This is a genomic window from Gordonia tangerina (assembly GCF_021556435.1).
GTDB classification, from domain to species: domain Bacteria; phylum Actinomycetota; class Actinomycetes; order Mycobacteriales; family Mycobacteriaceae; genus Gordonia; species Gordonia tangerina.
Window position 1 is genome coordinate 267,847 of record NZ_JAKGCU010000003.1, and the last position, 17,606, is coordinate 285,452.

At 67.1% G+C, this 17,606-nt stretch carries 16 protein-coding genes and 1 other RNA gene; 9 read left to right on the forward strand and 8 right to left on the reverse strand.

The annotated features are described in order from the left end of the window. Nucleotides 1–15 precede the first annotated feature (15 nt). From L1892_RS06470 to L1892_RS06485, 4 genes are all read left to right on the forward strand, one after another. On the forward strand, nt 16–753 hold the full coding sequence (locus L1892_RS06470) for a zinc ribbon domain-containing protein (RefSeq protein WP_235722733.1): 738 nt from the start codon (nt 16–18) through the stop codon (nt 751–753). 3 nt (nt 754–756) lie between these two features. Then, nucleotides 757–1,425 (forward strand): bifunctional RNase H/acid phosphatase, encoded by a 669-nt coding sequence (locus L1892_RS06475; protein WP_235722736.1) that lies wholly within the window; start codon nt 757–759, stop codon nt 1,423–1,425. A gap of 35 nt (nt 1,426–1,460) precedes the next feature. Further along, nucleotides 1,461–1,889: RNase P RNA component class A (gene rnpB / locus L1892_RS06480), an RNA gene on the forward strand. Nucleotides 1,890–1,941: 52 nt separating this feature from the next. Then, the gene (locus L1892_RS06485; RefSeq protein WP_235722737.1) at nt 1,942–3,369 is read left to right on the forward strand and encodes an RNB domain-containing ribonuclease; all 1,428 of its coding nucleotides are present in this window, start codon (nt 1,942–1,944) and stop codon (nt 3,367–3,369) included. 32 nt (nt 3,370–3,401) lie between these two features. Here the strand turns inward: L1892_RS06485 and L1892_RS06490 are convergent, their stop codons facing one another. The 3 genes from L1892_RS06490 to panB form a co-directional block, all read right to left on the reverse strand. Continuing rightward, nucleotides 3,402–4,898 carry a CYTH and CHAD domain-containing protein gene (locus L1892_RS06490; protein ID WP_235722738.1) on the reverse strand — a complete coding sequence of 499 codons (1,497 nt, stop codon included), beginning with the start codon at nt 4,896–4,898 and terminating at the stop codon, nt 3,402–3,404. A gap of 89 nt (nt 4,899–4,987) precedes the next feature. Further along, nucleotides 4,988–5,962, reverse strand: a complete 975-nt coding sequence (gene pip / locus L1892_RS06495) for a prolyl aminopeptidase (RefSeq protein ID WP_235722739.1) — start codon at nt 5,960–5,962, stop codon at nt 4,988–4,990. A gap of 59 nt (nt 5,963–6,021) precedes the next feature. After that, on the reverse strand, nt 6,022–6,885 hold the full coding sequence (gene panB / locus L1892_RS06500) for a 3-methyl-2-oxobutanoate hydroxymethyltransferase (protein WP_235722740.1): 864 nt from the start codon (nt 6,883–6,885) through the stop codon (nt 6,022–6,024). Nucleotides 6,886–7,048: 163 nt separating this feature from the next. Between panB and L1892_RS06505 the strand changes: the two genes are divergently transcribed. The 4 genes from L1892_RS06505 (at nt 7,049) to L1892_RS06520 (ending at nt 13,702) form a co-directional block, all read left to right on the forward strand. Beyond that, nucleotides 7,049–8,584, forward strand: a complete 1,536-nt coding sequence (locus L1892_RS06505) for an alpha/beta fold hydrolase (protein ID WP_235722741.1) — start codon at nt 7,049–7,051, stop codon at nt 8,582–8,584. An 84-nt stretch (nt 8,585–8,668) separates the two neighbouring features. Beyond that, on the forward strand, nt 8,669–10,009 hold the full coding sequence (gene glnA, locus L1892_RS06510; RefSeq protein WP_235722742.1) for a type I glutamate--ammonia ligase: 1,341 nt from the start codon (nt 8,669–8,671) through the stop codon (nt 10,007–10,009). A 49-nt stretch (nt 10,010–10,058) separates the two neighbouring features. Then, a complete protein-coding gene (locus tag L1892_RS06515) occupies nt 10,059–13,073 on the forward strand; it encodes a bifunctional [glutamine synthetase] adenylyltransferase/[glutamine synthetase]-adenylyl-L-tyrosine phosphorylase (RefSeq protein ID WP_235722743.1) in 3,015 nt (1,004 codons plus the stop codon). Next, the gene (locus tag L1892_RS06520; protein ID WP_235722744.1) at nt 13,070–13,702 is read left to right on the forward strand and encodes a biliverdin-producing heme oxygenase; all 633 of its coding nucleotides are present in this window, start codon (nt 13,070–13,072) and stop codon (nt 13,700–13,702) included. Before L1892_RS06515 ends, L1892_RS06520 begins: the two co-directional genes overlap by 4 nt. Here the strand turns inward: L1892_RS06520 and L1892_RS06525 are convergent. The 4 genes from L1892_RS06525 to glnA (L1892_RS06540) form a co-directional block, all read right to left on the reverse strand. Next, nucleotides 13,699–14,109 carry a phage holin family protein gene (locus tag L1892_RS06525; protein WP_235722745.1) on the reverse strand — a complete coding sequence of 137 codons (411 nt, stop codon included), beginning with the start codon at nt 14,107–14,109 and terminating at the stop codon, nt 13,699–13,701. The genes L1892_RS06520 and L1892_RS06525 overlap by 4 nt on opposite strands. A 129-nt stretch (nt 14,110–14,238) precedes the next feature. Further along, nucleotides 14,239–14,541, reverse strand: a complete 303-nt coding sequence (locus tag L1892_RS06530) for a GlsB/YeaQ/YmgE family stress response membrane protein (protein WP_235722747.1) — start codon at nt 14,539–14,541, stop codon at nt 14,239–14,241. Between the two features lie 58 nt (nt 14,542–14,599). Then, nucleotides 14,600–14,791: a hypothetical protein gene (locus tag L1892_RS06535; protein WP_235722748.1), complete on the reverse strand. Its 192-nt coding sequence runs from the start codon at nt 14,789–14,791 to the stop codon at nt 14,600–14,602. Nucleotides 14,792–14,946: 155 nt separating this feature from the next. Next, nucleotides 14,947–16,380 carry a type I glutamate--ammonia ligase gene (gene glnA / locus L1892_RS06540; RefSeq protein WP_235722750.1) on the reverse strand — a complete coding sequence of 478 codons (1,434 nt, stop codon included), beginning with the start codon at nt 16,378–16,380 and terminating at the stop codon, nt 14,947–14,949. A gap of 346 nt (nt 16,381–16,726) precedes the next feature. Between glnA (L1892_RS06540) and L1892_RS06545 the strand changes: the two genes are divergently transcribed. Next, on the forward strand, nt 16,727–17,224 hold the full coding sequence (locus L1892_RS06545; protein WP_235722751.1) for an RDD family protein: 498 nt from the start codon (nt 16,727–16,729) through the stop codon (nt 17,222–17,224). Nucleotides 17,225–17,274: 50 nt separating this feature from the next. Here the strand turns inward: L1892_RS06545 and L1892_RS06550 are convergent, their stop codons facing one another. Further along, nucleotides 17,275–17,427 (reverse strand): hypothetical protein, encoded by a 153-nt coding sequence (locus L1892_RS06550; protein WP_235722752.1) that lies wholly within the window; start codon nt 17,425–17,427, stop codon nt 17,275–17,277. Nucleotides 17,428–17,606 lie beyond the last annotated feature (179 nt).

Here is a 17,606-nt window from a genome sequence, read left to right on the forward strand (position 1 = left end):
ACGGAGGTGGGCACGGTGAAGGCGGATCCGGGAGCGCAGCGGCTCCTGCTCGACCTCGCCGACGTCGACGCGGAAATCGCTCGCATCGACCATCGCCGGGCATCACTCCCGGAGGATGCCGAGCTCGCTGAACTGTCCAAACGCGTCGAGGTGGCGCGCGATGACCTGGTTCGCGCCGAGATCTCCGCGGAGGATCTGACCCGGGAGTACCGCCGAATGGAGGGTGAGGCGAACGGGATGGCAGCGCGCGAGGCCAAGGACTCCGCGCAGCTGACCGCCGGTGGGCTCGCACCCAAGGCGCTCTCCGAACTGCAACACGAGCTCAACGGTTTGGCTCGCCGTCGCGCGGCGGTGGAGGACGACATGCTCGGTGTGATGGAGCAGCAGGAGGCCGTCGCCGCCGAACAGCAACGCGCCGCGGCAACCATCGATCAGGTCGACGCCGAGGTTGCGACGGTGCGTGAGCGGCGCGACCGTGCGCTGGCCGCGGCAACCGACGACCGCGAGGCGGCCGACGCTCGGCGCACGGCCTTGATTGCCGACATCGCTCCCGAGTTGCTCGCCATCTACGACCGGCAGCGTGCGTCCGGTCGGGTCGGCGCCGGCTTGCTGCGCGCACGCCGGTGCGGCGCCTGCCGAATGGAACTCGACCGAGGCACCATCGCATCGATCTCCGGCGCGTCTGCCGACGACGTGATCCGCTGCGAGGAGTGTGGCGCGGTCCTGGTGCGGACCGCAGAGTCGGGTCTGTAGTAGATGACCAACGCCACCGCGACCGGCGACAGATCACCCACCTGGCAGGGGCAGCGGGTGCGGCCGACGCGGCTGTTGTTGCTGCGGCACGGTCAGACCGAGCTGTCGGTGCAGCGCCGCTACTCCGGGCGAGGCAACCCCGAACTCACCGAGCTCGGACGTCGTCAGGCGGCGGCGGCGGCCACACGACTGGGGGCCGACCCCGAGATCGCCGCGGTGGTGTCGTCGCCGCTGAGTCGGGCGCAGACCACCGCACGTGCGGTCGCCGACCGGCTGGGGCTGGATGTGACGGTCTCGGACGGGCTGATCGAGACGGACTTCGGTGCCTGGGAGGGGCTGACCTTCACCGAGGCCGCCGAACGCGACCCCGAACTGCATTCCCGATGGCTGGCCGACACCGGCGTTCCCGCGCCTGACGGCGAGAGCTTCGCCCAGGTCGCCGAGCGCGTCCGATTAGCCAAAGATTCACTGCTGCAACGATACTCAGGCCAGACGGTGCTGGTGGTGTCGCATGTCACCCCGATCAAGTCGCTGCTTCGGGACGCCCTCGGCTCTGGCCCGGAACTGTTGTTCCGCCTGCACCTCGACCTCGCCTCACTGTCGATCGCCGAGTTCTTTCCCGATGGCGGATCGGTGGTCCGGTTGGTCAACGACACGGGCCACCTCGACTGAGGTGCTGCCGCGCACCGGTATCCTGTATGGGCGAACGAGTCGGCCGGGCGGCCGCGGTGCGCGGAACGGCCCGACAACGGGTACGCCGACATCGAGGAAAGTCCGGACTCCACAGAGCAGGGTGGTTGTCAACGGCAACCCGGGGTGACCCGCGGGACAGTGCCACAGAGAACAGACCGCCGCCGCGGATCTTTCGAGATCGGCGGCGGTAAGGGTGAAACGGTGCGGTAAGAGCGCACCAGCGGCACGGGTGACCGTGCCGGCTCGGTAAACCCCACCCGGAGCAAGGCCGAAGCTCGCACCGCGGGAGACCGTGTGTGCGGGTGCGCGGATGGCAGAGGGCTGCTCGCCCGAGTCCGCGGGTGGGCCGCTCGAGGCACCCGGCGACGGTGTGCCCAGATGGATGGTCGCCACCCGGTCCTCGTGATCGGGAACAGGATCCGGCTTACACGCCGACTCGTTCGCCCCGCGGCCGGGATCCACCGGTCGGGCACCTGCTCGCATACAGTCGGGGGCGTGCAGCGCGTACTGTCGGCCCCCGATCTCGACTTCGACGCGGTTCGTACCGAACTCGGCGTGACCGAGGACTATGGTGCCGACGCACAGGCCGAGGCCGAACACCCGGTGGACCGGTATGCGGGTGAGCGGGAGGACCGTACCGACCTGGCGTTCGTCACGATCGATCCGCCGACGTCGATGGACCTGGACCAAGCGGTGCACATCGCCGCCGACGCCGACGGTTTCGTCATCTCCTACGCGATCGCCGACGTTGCTGCGCTCGTGGCCCCCGAAGGTGCCTTGGATCAGGAGAGCCGCAGGCGGGGCACCACGTTCTACTTCCCTGACCGATCGGTGCCACTGCATCCCCGGGCGCTGTCGGAGGGAGCCGGCTCGCTGTTACCCGACCAGCGTCGGCCGGCGGTGATGTGGACCATCCGGGTCACCCCGGAGGGTGCTGTCACGCAGGTGTCGCTGCGTCGGACGATGATCCGTTCGGTCGCCAAACTGACCTATGCCGGCGTGTCCGACGATGCCACGCGCGGCCGGCTGCATCCGTCGATCGCGGCGCTACCGGCTTTCGGCGAACTGCGGCACCGGGTCGCACTCGAACGCGGCGCCGTCGAACTCGACCTGCCCGACCAAGAGGTCACGCGCACCGATCGTGGGTGGATGCTGCGGCTGGCGCCGCACAGCCCGGCCGACATGTGGAACTCGCAGCTGTCGCTGCTCACCGGAATGTGTGCGGGGCGGATCATGGCCGAGGCGGGCGTGGGCCTGCTGCGCACCCTGCCGCCGGCCGATCATGCTGCGGTGGTGGCTCTGCAGAGCTCCGCCGCAGCCCTCGGTGTCCCGTGGCCGCCCGGAGCGACGCCCGGCCAGTTCCTCGCCGGGTTGCCACGCGATGCACCCGCGACACTTGCGTTGATGTCGGCCGGGGCGGGCCTGATGCGCGGAGCCGATCATCTCGTGCTCGGCGGTGACACCGGACATGCGACTGCGGAGAAGATGAGTCATGCCGCAATCGGCGGGGTGTATGCGCATGTGACCGCGCCGCTGCGTCGACTCGGCGATCGCTTCGCCACCGAGGTGTGTCTGGCGGTCACAGCCGGCGAGCCGGTGCCCAACTGGGTGACTCGGGCGCTACCGACGTTGCCGACTCTGCTGCGGTCGGCGGGCTCGCTGGCGTCGGCTGCCGACCGGGCCGGCATCGATTTAGCGGAGGCAACCGTACTGGCCGACCGAGTGGGGGAGACGTTCGAGGCGGTGGTCTTGCACTCGACCACGCAGAATCGGCCTGCCCAGGTGTTTCTCACCGAGGTCCCGGTGATCGCTCCGTGCGATGGTGACCCGCCACCGGGGCGTCGGTTGCCGGTGGTGCTGCGGGCTGCCGACCCGTCCGCGCGGGTGGTGCGGTTCGAGTTCATCCCCGATTCGGGGCAGTAGCTGGTGCCTCGAATCGGTACCGCCGACAAACGTCAGAGGTCCTTGGCCGCCTTGCGGTAGTCGGCCAACGCCCGTTCGCCGTCGACCTCCTGCCGGGCGTCGATGCGCCCGAGGACGAACATGTCCGGTCCCGACAGGGTGTTGGTGGCTGCGAGTTCGCCGAGACGCTGACGGTTGATGCGGGTGTCGTTGTAGTCGCCGAGGGAGCTCTGCAGTCGCTTGGCGGCCTTGGCGACGGCCTTGTAGCGCTTGCGACCCAACGGCTCCGCGGCATCGGTGCTGTACCGTAACCGCTTGGCGCGCTTACGGATCGTGTGCAGCTGTTCCTCCCACTCGGGGGACCGTTCGGTCATCGCGGCCAGCGTTTTCTGCGCCTTGCGGATGCTCTTGCGGTTCTTCTCGATGGACCGGTCCACGGCGGTCACGGCATCGATGTCGGCATCGGGGCCCGGCGGCGGGGAGGCGATGAGTTCGTCGATCGAGTCGAGCAAGGCGAAATAGCGGGCCGAATTCATCGCGGAGTGCGCGGCATTGATGGCCCGATCGTGGATGGTGGTCTCGGTGCCAGTGAGTTCGGCGACCAGTGCGGCCGAGGCGTTTTCCGAGCGCAGCAGTCCCTGGTCGATGGCGATCTGAACCTCGGAATCGCGAGCGTCGCCGAGAATGCGCGCCAGCAGCTTCAGTTCCTCGTTCAGATGGGCGGTACGCGCCGGGTCGAGCACAGTGGGAAAACCGGCGAAGATGCTACGCAGTCGTCGGCAGGCCACCCGCATCTGGTGGACGGCGTCCTCGGCGTCGATGCGCACCTGCGGGTCGTAGGCGACCAGGGAGTTGCGATGGATGGCGATGTCGGTGACGACCAGATCCAGCGCGGTGGGGCGCCGTCCGAGGTGCGGTTCGACGACGGTCGGCGTCGAACCGATGGCACGAGCAAGTTTGGACGCCGACGATGCGGTTCGCCCGCCGGAGTTGCGCAGCAACTTCTCGGCCGCCTTGAGCAGACGGGTGTCGCGGCCACCGTCGAGGAGTTCGAACTCCCACTCTGCCCATTCCTGGTAGTGGCCGCCGGGCAGCATCGACTGCGCGGACACGAGGTCCTCGGCGAATTCGGCAACGGGCCGACCGTCGGCGCCCATCAGCGTGGTCACCGTGCGCGTGGTGGACAGCGCGGCGACCGGGATCAGCTTGCGGGTACGGGTCAACGCGATGACCGGGGTGATCAGCTCGGCGGGGACGTCGGCGTCGGCGGGCGCGTCGCCGAAGCCGATCCGCAGCTCACGTCGGGCACCGGCGATGCCGGTGGGGCGCTTGAGATGCCAGCCGGCGTCGTGTCCGCCGGTGCGCCGGCGCATGGTGATCCGGTTGCCGGCGAGGTCGAGGTTCTCGGTGTCGAAATAGGTGGCGTCGAGCTGAAAGGTCTCCGGTGCCGACGCGCCGATGACACCTGGCAGAATCCGGAGGTCCGGGGCGGTGTGGCCCGCGTCCACGTCGAACTTCAGTTCCACTTCGATCTGCTCGGATGGGGCCACCCCAGATCCTCCTGTTCACCGGCCGGGGCTCGGCGTGGCCCGGCGTGCGCATACGTCGTCCTGACGAGTCTAGAGTGCACCGGTCATCGTCACCGCGACCGATTCGCGAAGTCGTCGGTAGCAGTGATCAAGTGGTGCTTGATACCCGGTTCGAAGGAGGCGTGACCGGCGTCGTCGACGATGTGCAACGTCGCGGACCGCCAGGCGCGGTGTAGATCCCACGCGCTGCGGGTGGGGCAGACGACGTCGTAGCGGCCCTGCACGATGACCCCGGGAATGTGCGCGATGCGGTCGATGTCGGCGAGCAATTGGCCCTCACGCAGGAAACCGTGATTGACGAAGTAGTGGTTCTCGATCGCGGCGAAGGCCAGGTCGAATCGCGGGTCGCCGGCGGCCATCCCGGAATTGTCCTGGGGCTTTTTCGGCAGCAGATAGCTGGTGGCCTGCTCCCAGCCTGTCCACGCGGTCGCCGCGGCCTGCGCGAGGTCCCGGTCGGTGGAGGTGAGCAACCGGTGGTAGGCCGCGACCAGGTCGCCGTCGCGCTCGGCTGCCGGGATCGGAGCCAGGTAGGACTCCCACAGGTCGGGATAGATGTGCGCGGCTCCACCGTTGTAGTACCAGTCGATCTCACTGCGGCGTAGCAGAAAGATTCCGCGCAGCACGAGTTCACTGACGCGATCGGGGTGAGCCTGCGCGTAGGCGAGACCGAGCGTGGACCCCCAGGACCCCCCGAACACCTGCCACCGGTCGATCTGCAGATGTTCGCGCAGCCGTTCCATGTCGGCGATGAGGTGGCCGGTGGTGTTGACCGACAGGTCGGCACCGTCGGCGATGTGCGGCCGCGACCGACCACACCCACGCTGATCGAACAGGACGATTCGGTAGCGCGTCGGATCGAAGAATCGCCGCTGCTCGGGCGACGTGCCGCCACCCGGGCCACCGTGCACGAACACCACCGGCTTGCCGTCGGCACGGCCCGAGACCTCCCAATAGACCTGCTGACCGTCACCGACGTCGAGATGGCCGTGGTCGTGCGGTTCGATCGGCGGATAGAAATCGCGCATGGGGTAAGCCTAGAGCGTGGTCGAGAACCGGCTCACCCGTTCCTGCGCGAGGGGGCGCCTCAGTAGCTGTGCTCGGGTGCGGGGAACGCTCCGCGACGCACCTCGTCGGCGTACTGCTCTGCCGCAGAGCGCAACTCCGACCCTACGTCGGCGAACCGTTTGACGAATTTCGCCGTCTTGCCGTGCGTCAGGCCAGCCATGTCCTGCCAGACCAGCACCTGCGCGTCGGTCTCGTTGCCCGCGCCGATCCCGACGGTCGGGATGGTGAGTTTGCGGGTGATCTGTCCCGCGAGGTCGGCGGGCACCATCTCCATCACGACGGCGAACGCGCCGGCTTCCTGGACTGCGATGGCATCGGCGACGAGTTGATCGCCGGCGTCGCCCCGTCCCTGGACGCGGTAGCCGCCGAGCCCGTTCACGCTCTGCGGAGTGAAACCGATGTGCGCCATCACGGGAATCCCGGCCGCGGTCAGCGTGGCGATCTGATCGGCCACCCGCTCACCACCTTCGAGCTTGATCGCGTGCGCGCCGGTCTCCTTGAACACCTTCACCGCGGACTCCAGCGCCTGCTGCGGGCCGGCCTCATAGCTGCCGAACGGCAGGTCGGCGACGACCAGGGCATGCGGCGCGCCGCGAACCACGGCGCGGATCAGCGGGATGAGTTCATCGACGGTCACCGGGATCGTGGTGTCGTAGCCCAGAACCACATTGGCCGCGGAGTCACCGACGAGTAGCACCGGGATCTCGGCGGCGTCGAAAATGCGGGCCGTCGAGTAGTCGTAGCAGGTCAGCATCGACCACTTCTCGCCGTCAGCCTTCATCTGGCCGAGATGGTGAACGCGAGTGGTGCGGCGACGGGGGGCCGAGGCGGACGAATCGCCCGCAGCGGGGCCCGTGGCGCCATAGACCGAAGATTCGGACATCGTTGTCTCTTTTCTGCCTCGAGTCCTGCCGTGCAGGTACCCGGGTTGGGGTTGGACACTGCCATTGTGGCACCGGGGAGTGCCCCGATACATGCCGGTGACCTGTGGTTTTTCTCACATCCGGCGAATGGTTGCGGCGAGCGGTGACCGTACGATCTGTGCCATGGCGAGCTCCGGGACGCTACCTCGACGCGCCGGATTGCTCGTCCTGCTGGTGCTGGTGACGGTCGTCAGTGGCTGTCGCGTGAACCCGGCGGACGCCGAGATCGACTGGCGGCCCTGTGGTCCGGAGTTCGCAGTGGCCGCCGGCGCGGTACCCGGCATGCTCGCCGGGCGTGTGTCGTGCGGTTGGGTCGAGGTTCCGCTCGACCCAACCGACACGGGTCGGGGGACCGTCAATCTCGCCGTCGCGCGGATCTCTGCTGCGGGCCCGAGCAACGGCACGGTGGTCATCGACCCGGGCGGCCCGGGGGCGTCGGGCGTCGGCCATCTTGTCGGCGCGGCGGCGGCGCTGGCATCGCAACCGATCGCCGCCACCCACGATCTCGTGGCGGTCGATGCGCGCGGGGTGGGCGCCTCGCGGCCGTCGCTGCGGTGTCGCACCGATGCCGAGCGTGACGCCGAACGAGCGATGGACTTCGGTGACCGGTCGGCCACCGGTGTGCGACGCATCGAGTCCTATCGGCGCAGCATCGCCCAACGTTGCGCCGATCGGATCGGCGAGCACTTCCTCACGCGGGTCGGCACCGACTTCGTGGCAGCCGATCTCGACCGTGTCCGCCAACTGCTCGGCGTCAACGAGATCTCGTTTCTCGGTCACTCCTACGGCACCCGTCTCGGTTTCGCCTACGCGCAGCAGTATCCGGACCGCCTGCACGCGATGGTCCTCGACGCGGCGGTGGATCCCACGCAGGACCCCGACGATGCGACGGTCGAGCAGATGGCCGGCTTCCAGGCTGCGTTCGACGCATTCGCCGCCGATTGCGTGGCCCGGGCGGGGTGTCCGCTGGGTGATCGCGCCGATCGCGCGGTCGAGGTCTACCGCGGCCTCGTGGGGCCGTTGGTCACCCGGCCCGTACCCGCCGGTGATCGATCACTGACCGCCGGGGATGCTGCGTCGGGCACCATCTTCGCGCTGTACCAGCGGTCCCGGTGGGTCGATCTGCGTCGCGCGCTCGGCTCGCTCGAGCGCGCCGACGGCACTCCGATGGTGCAGTTGGCAGATGCGTACGAGGGACGCGGCCACGATGGTCGCTACGGTCCGATGCAGGATGCGTTCTTGGCGATCAGTTGCGCCGACGATCCGCCGCTCGACGCGGGAGCCGACGCCGGCGAGCTGGACCGGCGGATAAGGATCGCCGCGCCGTTCCTCGACGACGGACGTGGCACCGGTCGGGGCCCGGTGAGTATCTGCGAACTTCTGCCTCCACCGGCCCGGTCGCCGGCGGAGCCTGGCGCCGATCCGGCGAGCGTGGCCTGGCCGGCGACGGCGCCGACTCCTCTCGTCGTGGCGACGACCGGGGACCCGGCGACGCCGTATCGGACGGCGATGTCGGTGGCCAACAGGATCGGGGCGCAGACGGTCACCGTGGTCGGCGCCGACCACACAGCGGTCTTCGTCGGTGACCGCTGCGTCGACGAGGCGGTCGACAGCTATCTGGCTGATCCCATCAACTCGTCACGAGGTCTCACATGTTGAGACGGCATCTGAAAAAGCCCAGCGTGTCGGGTTTGACTTGCGCGTGTAACACAGATTTAACAGCGTACTTCTAATGTCCCGGACATGGATCGCCAAAAGGAATTCGTGCTGCGGACCCTCGAAGAGCGCGATATCCGATTCGTCAGGCTGTGGTTCACCGACGTACTCGGCTATCTCAAATCGGTGGCGATCGCGCCGGCCGAACTCGAAGGAGCCTTCGCAGAGGGTATCGGGTTCGACGGTTCGGCCATCGAGGGGTTCTCCCGCGTCTCCGAGGCGGACACGGTTGCCAAGCCGGATCCATCGACGTTCCAGATCCTGCCGTGGACCACGTCGGCGGGCCGCCACCACTCGGCCCGGATGTTCTGTGACATCGCGATGCCCGATGGCACGCCGAGTTGGGCGGATTCCCGGCATGTGCTGCGCCGCCAGCTGAACAAGGCGGCCGACCAGGGATTCAGCTGTTATGTGCACCCGGAGATCGAGTTCTTCCTTCTCAAGGACGCCCCGCTCGACGGCAGCGTGCCCACACCGGCCGACACCGGCGGCTACTTCGATCAGGCCGTGCACGACGCGGCGCCCAACTTCCGGCGGCACGCGATCGAGGCGCTCGAGTCGATGGGGATCTCGGTGGAGTTCTCCCACCATGAAGGCGCACCCGGCCAGCAGGAGATCGACCTGCGCTATGCCGACGCGCTGTCGATGGCCGACAACGTCATGACCTTCCGGTACGTGATCAAAGAGGTCGCGATCGAAGAGGGCGTCTGGGCCACGTTCATGCCCAAACCGTTCAGCGAGCACCCCGGCTCGGCAATGCACACCCACATGAGCCTGTTCGAGGGCGACTCGAACGCATTCCACAACCCCGACGACCCGATGCAGTTGTCGGCGACCGGAAAGAAGTTCATCGCAGGCATCCTGCACCACGCCAGTGAACTGTCCGCGGTCACCAACCAGTGGGTGAACTCCTACAAGCGGCTCATTCACGGCGGGGAGGCGCCGACGGCGGCCACCTGGGGTGGCGCGAACCGGTCCGCGCTGGTCCGGCTACCGCTCTACACGCCGAACAAGGCATCCTCGCGCCGAATCGAGGTCCGCAGCCCGGATTCGGCCTGCAACCCGTACCTGACGTTCGCCGTGCTGCTGGCGGCCGGGCTCAAGGGCATCGAGGAAGGCTACGAACTGCCCGACGAGGCCGAGGACGACGTGTGGGCGCTCACCCCAGGTGAACGCCGGGCGATGGGCTACCGGGAACTTCCCGGCAGCCTCGCCGACGCGCTGACCGAGATGGAGAAATCCGAGCTGGTCGCCGAGGCGCTTGGGGAGCACGTCTTCGACTACTTCTTGCGTAACAAGTGGACCGAATGGGCCAACTATCGCAGCCTGGTCACCCCCTACGAACTCAAGAGCTACCTGCCTCTCTGACCCGCCACCTGAGTGAGAGGTGGTCGGCTCCGCCCGCTAGTTTTGGGTTGTGACTTCACTTCGTGGACGAGGCCGCCTGCCCAGCGCGGGACGGCTGGGGCTGCTCGAGGACACCGCTCCGGGCCACCTCTCGGAGTTGGGTTGGAACAACGACGAATCGGTCGACGTGCTCTGGGCCCTGTCGCGCGCGGCGGACGCGGATCTGGCGTTGCGTGCGTTGATGCGGATCAAAGGCGTGGTCTCCGCCGACGAGTGGTCGGAGATCGACCGGCTGATCCGTGACGACCGTGGCTTCCGGGGACGCCTGTTCGCGGTACTCGGGGCGTCTGATGCCTTCGGCGATCACCTCGTCGCCGAACCGGCGAGCTGGCGGTTGCTGACGTCGTCGACGCTACCCACCCTCGACGAGATCTATACCCGGATGCTGGCATCGGTCGACGCCAGGGCCGAACCCGGCGAGGTCGAGCAGGGCAACAAGCTCTATCGCGCCGCGGTCACCGGACCCAAAGCGGTGGTCGCTCTGCGGATCGCGTATCGGAATCTGCTGCTGGAGCTGGCCGCGCACGATCTGGCGCCCACAGTCGAAGACGAACCGGTTCACTATCTGCCCGAGGTCGGCGGATTTCTCGCCGACGCCGCTGACGCGGCCTTGACGGCTGCGCTCGCCGTCGCGATTGCCGAGGTGTGCGGCGACAACCCGCTGCCGGTACGGCTCGCCGTGATCGCAATGGGCAAATGCGGTGCGCGTGAGCTCAACTACGTCAGCGATGTCGACGTGGTTTTCGTCAGCGAACCGGCCGACGGCGTGGCCGCCCGGATCGCCGGCGAGATGATGCGCGTCGGGTCGTTGGCGTTCTTCGACGTGGACGCGGCGCTGCGACCCGAGGGCAAGGCGGGCGCGTTGACCCGCACGCTGGAATCCCATGTCGCCTACTACCGACGATGGGCGAAGACCTGGGAGTTCCAGGCGCTGTTGAAGGCGCGCGCCATGACCGGCGACATGCAGCTCGCCGCCGACTACGTCGACGCCGTCAACCCGATGGTGTGGACGGCTGCCGAACGGGAGGATTTCGTTCCGGAGGTGCAGGCGATGCGACGGCGCGTCGAATCGCTGGTGCCCGAGGAATTGCGTGAACGCAACCTCAAACTCGGCAGCGGCAGTCTCCGCGACGTCGAGTTCGCGGTGCAGTTGCTGCAGATGGTGCACGGACGTGTCGACGAGGACATCCGCGAGAAGGCCACCGTGGACGCGCTGACCGCCCTCACAGCCGGCGGCTACGTCGGTCGCGACGACGGCGCCAATCTCAATGCGTCCTATCAGTTCATGCGTGCCCTCGAACATCGTCTCCAACTGCAACGCCTGTCGCGGACACACCTGTTGCCCGCCTTCGAGGACACCGGCAACATGCGGTGGCTGGCGCGGGCGGCGCACATCCGCCCAGAAGGTGACAAAGACGCCACCACCGTGTTGCGCGAGGAACTGACCCGGCAGAAGGCCCGTATCCGTCGCTTGCACGAGAAGCTCTTCTACCGTCCGCTGTTGGAGGCGGCCACCCGGTTCAACACCGACGAACTGACGTTGTCCGACAAGTCGGCTGAGCTTCGGCTGTCCGCCCTCGGCTACGCGAAACCCGAACGCGCACTGAGTCACATCCGCGCGCTGGCGTCGTCGCCCGGGCGACGGGGCCAGATCCAACTGCTCATCCTGCCGTCTTTGCTGGAGTGGATCGGCAACACCCCCGATCCCGATGCCGGCCTGCTGAACTATCGGCGGCTGTGCGACGTGATGGACGACGCCGAATGGTTCATCCGCCTGCTGCGCGACGACGGTGTGGTCGCCGAGCGGTTGATGCACGTCCTGGGCACCTCGGAGTACATCGCGAACCTGCTGATGCGTTCGCCGGAGGTCATCCACCTCTATTCCGACGGCGCCAACGGACCCAAACTGTGCGACGTGCGACCAGAAGACGTCGCCAAGGGGCTGATCGCGTCGACGGTGCGGCAAACCGACCTGAAACGTGCGGTGGCGGTGGCTCGTTCGCATCGACGGTTCGAACTCGCGCGGATCGCCTCAGCCGACATCCTGGGACTGATGGATGTGCCGGCGGTGTGCGCGGCCCTGTCGAGTGTGTGGGCGGCGGTGCTGAACGCGGCACTGAGCGTGGCGATCGCGCAGTCCGAACGCGACCGCGGTGAACCCGCGCCCGCGCGGATCGCGGTGATCGGTATGGGCCGGCTCGGCGGGGGAGAGCTGGGCTACGGGTCCGACGCCGATGTTCTGTTCGTCTGCCAGCCGCAACCGAACGCCGATGAGTCGGCCGCAGTGCGATGGGCGCAGACGATCGCGGAGAAGGTCCGATCGATGCTGGGGTCGCCCAGTGAGGACCCGCCGCTCGAGGTCGACACCGGGTTGCGTCCGGAGGGTCGTAACGGGCCGGTGGTGCGGACGCTCGCGGCGTATGCGGCGTATTACGACCAGTGGGCACAACCCTGGGAGATCCAGGCGCTGCTCCGGGCGCATCAGGTTGCCGGCGACGATCAGCTCGGTGTCGACTTCCTGCACATGGCCGACCGTATCCGCTACCCCGAGGGTGGGGTGTCGGCGGATGCGGTGAAGGAGATCCGCCGGATCAAGGCGCGCGTGGACGCCGAACGGCTCCCGCGCGGTGCCGACCCGGCGACGCACACCAAACTGGGTCGAGGCGGCCTGGCCGACGTCGAATGGACGGTCCAGCTCCTGCAGTTGCGTCACGCGCATCGCTACATGTCGCTGCACAACACGTCCACCCTGCAATCGTTGGACGCCATTGGGGCGGTGGAACTGCTCGGCGAGAACGACGTGGCGCAGTTGAAGGAAGCGTGGCTCACGGCCACCCAGGCGCGCAATGCGCTGGTGCTGGTACGGGGCAAACCGGTCGATCAATTGCCGGCCCCCGGCAGCCAGCTGCGTGCGGTTGCCTACGCCGCGGGGTGGCCCGAAGACCAGGCCGCGGAGTTCCTTGAGCATTACCTGCGGGTGACGCGTAGAGCGAAGGTCGTGGTGCGCAAGGTGTTCGGCGCATGAGCGGGCACAACGCACAGTCGGTGTCCGTGGGTCTGCGTTCAGCAACCGCGGTGGCCCACGATCGCGCCGAACGAGCGCATTTCGTCGACGATCTGATGTCGGGACGTCTCGACGCCGCCGGGTACCTACGGATGGCGGTGCAGCTCTATTTCATCTATCGCGCATTGGAATCGGTCGGTGACGAACTCTCCGGCGACGAGGTCGCCGGAGCGGTGGTCGACGAGCGGTTGCGCCGGCTGCCGCGCCTGACGGCCGACTTGGCGGCACTCGGCGTGGACCCGACCACGATCACTCCGTTGCCCGGGGTGACCGCGTATGTGGCTGCGATCGAGCGGACTCGCACCGATCCGGTCCGATTCGTCGCCCACCACTACACCAGGTACCTCGGTGATCTCAGTGGCGGACAGGTGATCCGCAGTCGGATGAAATTGCACTACGGGCTGACCGACGACGCGCTGAGCTTCTACGTTTTCGACGAGATCGACAAGCTCAAGCGCTACAAAGACACGTACCGGGACACCCTGGATGGCCTACCGCTCGACGACCACCAGGTGCGCATCCTCCTCGATGAGGCGGTCCGGGCGTTCGAGCACAACGAACAGATGTTCGCCGAGCTGGCGGGACACTAATTCGTGGAATCCGCGCGGTTCTCCCGAGCGCTGGTGATCCCTCCCTTCACCAGCAGGTAGGGGACCACCAGGGTCGCGGCCGCGGTCACCAGCCAGACGATGACGGTTGCGGCGATCCAGGTTTCGACGCCACTGATCTCTATCCCGTTGCCGCCCAGCAGCGTCGCCAACAGCAATGCCACAAAGGTGGAGACCAGACCCACTCCGCCCATGAACGCCTCGGCGTTGCGGTGGACGAACTTGGTGATGAACGGGCTCAGGATCAACTGTGCGGCGGCGAAAACCGCCAGGGCGATGAGGAACCCCGCGAAGTGGACGGTCATGTCGTCGAGGATCCAGGTCGCGACGAGCAACCCGATCGCCGCGGAGATGAGATAGGTGAGCGTGCGCACCAGAATGCGGATCATGACGTCATCCTAGTGTCCGCAGGCCTGGCACCTGCAGCATTCGCCGGCCTGCTCGACCGTGTCGTCGCCAGAACGACGCCGACGCGCAACGATCGAGCCGGACGGCTCGACCGGTGAATCAGGTCACGATCAGACGCGACGACCGGTGCCGGTGCGCTTGAGGATTGCCGAACCGACCGCGACGACGATGACCGAGCCGATCAGGGCACCGATGATGCCGCCCCAGTCGAACTTGTCCTCATCGCCGATGCCCAGCAGGCCGGTGAAGATCCAATAACCCAGCAGGGCGCCCAGTAGACCCAAGACGGTGGAAGCCGCCCAGGACTTCCATCCGCTCATCGCCTTGAATGCGTCGTTGGGGACCAACGCGCGGGCGATGGCTCCACACACGAAACCGAGTAGCAGTGCTGCGATCAGACTCCCGATGTCCATGACACCTCCTGAACGCAGACTAATCGCGCCGGGTCACGGCGACACCGATATTCGGTGACTACAAGATTTCGACTTTGGCGCCGGAGTCGAGCAGGATCTCGCTGCGGTCGTCGTCGGAGCTGGTGACGAGCTCCAGCAGGAGCTGATCGGTGGCGGTCCGGGTCGCGGGCGTGCGGACGACGGCTCGGATGCCGTTGACGCTGATGCGGTCGCCCGGAGTGAGGTCTTCGACGAATCTGGTGCGGCTCATGTCCTCAACTTAAATCGAATCGGAGTGAAACGGCAGGGTACAAAGGCCTTAACGTGACGTCAATCACGTGAATGTTGAGCTGCGCAGACGGCGAAGGGCGGCCGGGTGATATCCCGGCCGCCCTTCGCGTCAGGCGTGCTGCGCAGGTGCTGCGCTCAGCAGTCGTAGTAGAGCGAGAACTCGTACGGATGGGGACGGATCTGCACCGGCTCGATCTCGTTCTCACGCTTGAGCGCGATCCAGGTCTCGATCAGGTCCTCGGTGAACACGCCACCGGCGGTGAGGTATTCGTGATCCTCTTCGAGCTTGTCGATGACCGCGGACAGCGAGGTCGGCGCCTGTGGGATGCTCTTGGCCTCCTCTGGCGGGAGCTCGTAGAGGTCCTTGTCGACCGGCTCGTGCGGCTCGATCTTGTTCTTGATGCCGTCGAGGCCGGCCATCATCATCGCCGCGAACGCCAGGTACGGGTTGCCCGAGCTGTCCGGGCAGCGGAACTCGAGGCGCTTGGCCTTCGGGTTGTTGCCGGTGATCGGGATACGCACGCAGGCGCTGCGGTTGCGCTGGCTGTAGACCAGGTTGATCGGGGCTTCGTAACCCGGGACCAGGCGCTTGTAGGAGTTCACCGTCGGGTTGGTGAAGGCCAGCAGCGACGGCGCGTGGTGCAGGATGCCGCCGATGTAGTAGCGCGCCAGATCCGACAGACCCGCGTAGCCGGCCTCGTCGTGGAACAGCGGCTTGCCGTCCTTCCACAGCGACTGGTGGGCGTGCATGCCCGAGCCGTTGTCGCCGAAGAGCGGCTTCGGCATGAAGGTGACGGTCTTGCCGTTCGCGTACGCGGTGTTCTTGATGATGTACTTGAACAGCAACACGTCGTCGGCCGCGTGCAGCAGGGTGTTGAACTTGTAGTTGATCTCCGCCTGGCCGCCGGTGCCGACCTCGTGGTGGCCGCGTTCGAGCTCGAAACCGGCGTTCTGCAGGTTGGTCGACATCTCGTCGCGCAGATCCACGTAGTGGTCGTACGGCGCGACCGGGAAGTAGCCACCCTTCGGGCGGACCTTGTAGCCGAGGTTCGGGCTGCCGTCCGGGTCGGTCGGCGAGGCGGTGTTCCACCAGCCCGATTCCGACTCGACCTCGTAGAAGGTGCCGTTCATCTCCGATCCGAAGGAGACGCCGTCGAAGATGTAGAACTCGGCCTCGGCGCCGAAGAAGCAGGTGTCGGCGATGCCGGTGGAGGCCAGGTAGTCCTCGGCCTTGCGGGCGACGTTGCGCGGGTCGCGGCTGTAGGCCTCACGGGTGAAGGGGTCGTGGACGAAGAAACTGATGTTCATCGTCTTGGCCTTGCGGAACGGATCGATCCGCGCAGTGGCCGGGTCGGGTAGCAGCATCATGTCCGACTCGTCGATCGACTGGAAGCCGCGAACCGACGAGCCGTCGAAGGCGAGGCCGTCCTCGAACACGTCCTCGGTGAACGCCGAGGCCGGGATCGAGAAGTGCTGCATCACACCGGGCAGGTCGCAGAAGCGGATGTCGACGTACTCGACACCTTCTTTCTTGATGCCCTCGAGTAGTTCTTCTTTGCTGCTGTACACCGTGCGGTGACTCCTTAACTTGTTCGGGTGGCCAGCGACCTGGCCCGACTCAATCCGCCGCACCACGAGATGCAGCGCCGGATCTCAGCTGGAACCGTATGGACGCGAGGTTGCCTAGCCGTCAAGGGCATGTTTCTCCTGTGTTACACGCCCTTGATGCCTCGACAACACGGGTGTCCCGCATCGCAACAATGCCATGCCCGTCCCCGACGCACCACGCAACTCCCCGAATCGTCGCGAACGGTCGTCGGGGAGGTCGGCACACACGGGCCGATACCATGGAGAACATGCGCGTACCGACTCCGTCCGATCATTCGCCCACGCCCGGTGTGGGGGAGTGGTTCTGATGGGCCGCGCAACGGGAACGTGGCTGTCGGGACCACAGATCGGTCCGGGCGGCGGTGGCGACTACCGTGGGCAGGATTTGGGCCTACCGGAGTCGGGACCCGGATCCCTGGCCGGTGGCTGGCTGCGGACCCTGGGACTCGGTGTGGATTGGATTCTGGCCGGTGGGGTTTCACTGCTGTTCGTCTCGTTCGACTCGCCGAATCTGGGCACGACGGTGTTGTTCGTGTGGTTCGTGCTGGGAGTGGTGTCGCTGACGCTGTTCGGCTTCACTCCAGGGCAGTTCGCTGTCGGCCTTCGGGTGGCGCGCGTCGACTACGGACCCGATCGGACCGAGGCGGAGGTGACCGGCGAGGTCCCTGTTGCCGCGGTCGGCATCCTGCGAGCTCTCGGTCGGCAGGTGCTGATCGTGTTCCTGGTGCCGGCGCTGATCAACGACTACAACGGGCGTGCTCTGCACGATCGCGCCACCGGCACGGCATTGGTCCGGAGCCGATGAGCCAGGTGATGGGCGCCGGTGCCACCTCGTAAAGGGCCACCGGCCGCCCGTCAGAAGGCCGCGCCCAAGCGCGCGAGCACCTCTCGCGACTCCGCCGCCGACTCGGCGTCGGTGACCGTCAGGACCGAGGCCCGCCACGTCGCGGCGAGGACTCGGCCGGTGCTCGTTCCGCCACGCGTGATGTCGGACAGGAACTCCGCCACGCGGTCTTCGTCGGCGTAGGGCGCCGCTTCGCCGAGAATGCGCGTGAACCTCGTTGTCGACGGCGAAGTCGAACCCGACCACGAGCGCCTGTCGTAGCCGGAACGAGTCCCGACCGGCCGCCGCGCCCGTCATGCGGTCCAGCAGTCGTTGCTCGACATCGGTGCGCACCACCCGGTAG

Bases quoted from the DNA above. Each gene is read 5' to 3' on its own strand.
- L1892_RS06525 (WP_235722745.1), bottom strand. From the start codon at position 14,109: ATGATCCGCATTCTGGTGCGCACGCTCACCTATCTCATCTCCGCGGCG.
- L1892_RS06520 (WP_235722744.1), top strand. From the start codon at position 13,070: ATGAGCGGGCACAACGCACAGTCGGTGTCCGTGGGTCTGCGTTCAGCA.
- L1892_RS06505 (WP_235722741.1), top strand. From the start codon at position 7,049: ATGGCGAGCTCCGGGACGCTACCTCGACGCGCCGGATTGCTCGTCCTG.
- L1892_RS06530 (WP_235722747.1), bottom strand. From the start codon at position 14,541: ATGGACATCGGGAGTCTGATCGCAGCACTGCTACTCGGTTTCGTGTGT.
- L1892_RS06535 (WP_235722748.1), bottom strand. From the start codon at position 14,791: ATGAGCCGCACCAGATTCGTCGAAGACCTCACTCCGGGCGACCGCATC.
- pip (WP_235722739.1), bottom strand. From the start codon at position 5,962: ATGCGCGATTTCTATCCGCCGATCGAACCGCACGACCACGGCCATCTC.
- panB (WP_235722740.1), bottom strand. From the start codon at position 6,885: ATGTCCGAATCTTCGGTCTATGGCGCCACGGGCCCCGCTGCGGGCGAT.
- glnA (WP_235722742.1), top strand. From the start codon at position 8,669: ATGGATCGCCAAAAGGAATTCGTGCTGCGGACCCTCGAAGAGCGCGAT.
- L1892_RS06545 (WP_235722751.1), top strand. From the start codon at position 16,727: ATGGGCCGCGCAACGGGAACGTGGCTGTCGGGACCACAGATCGGTCCG.
- L1892_RS06475 (WP_235722736.1), top strand. From the start codon at position 757: ATGACCAACGCCACCGCGACCGGCGACAGATCACCCACCTGGCAGGGG.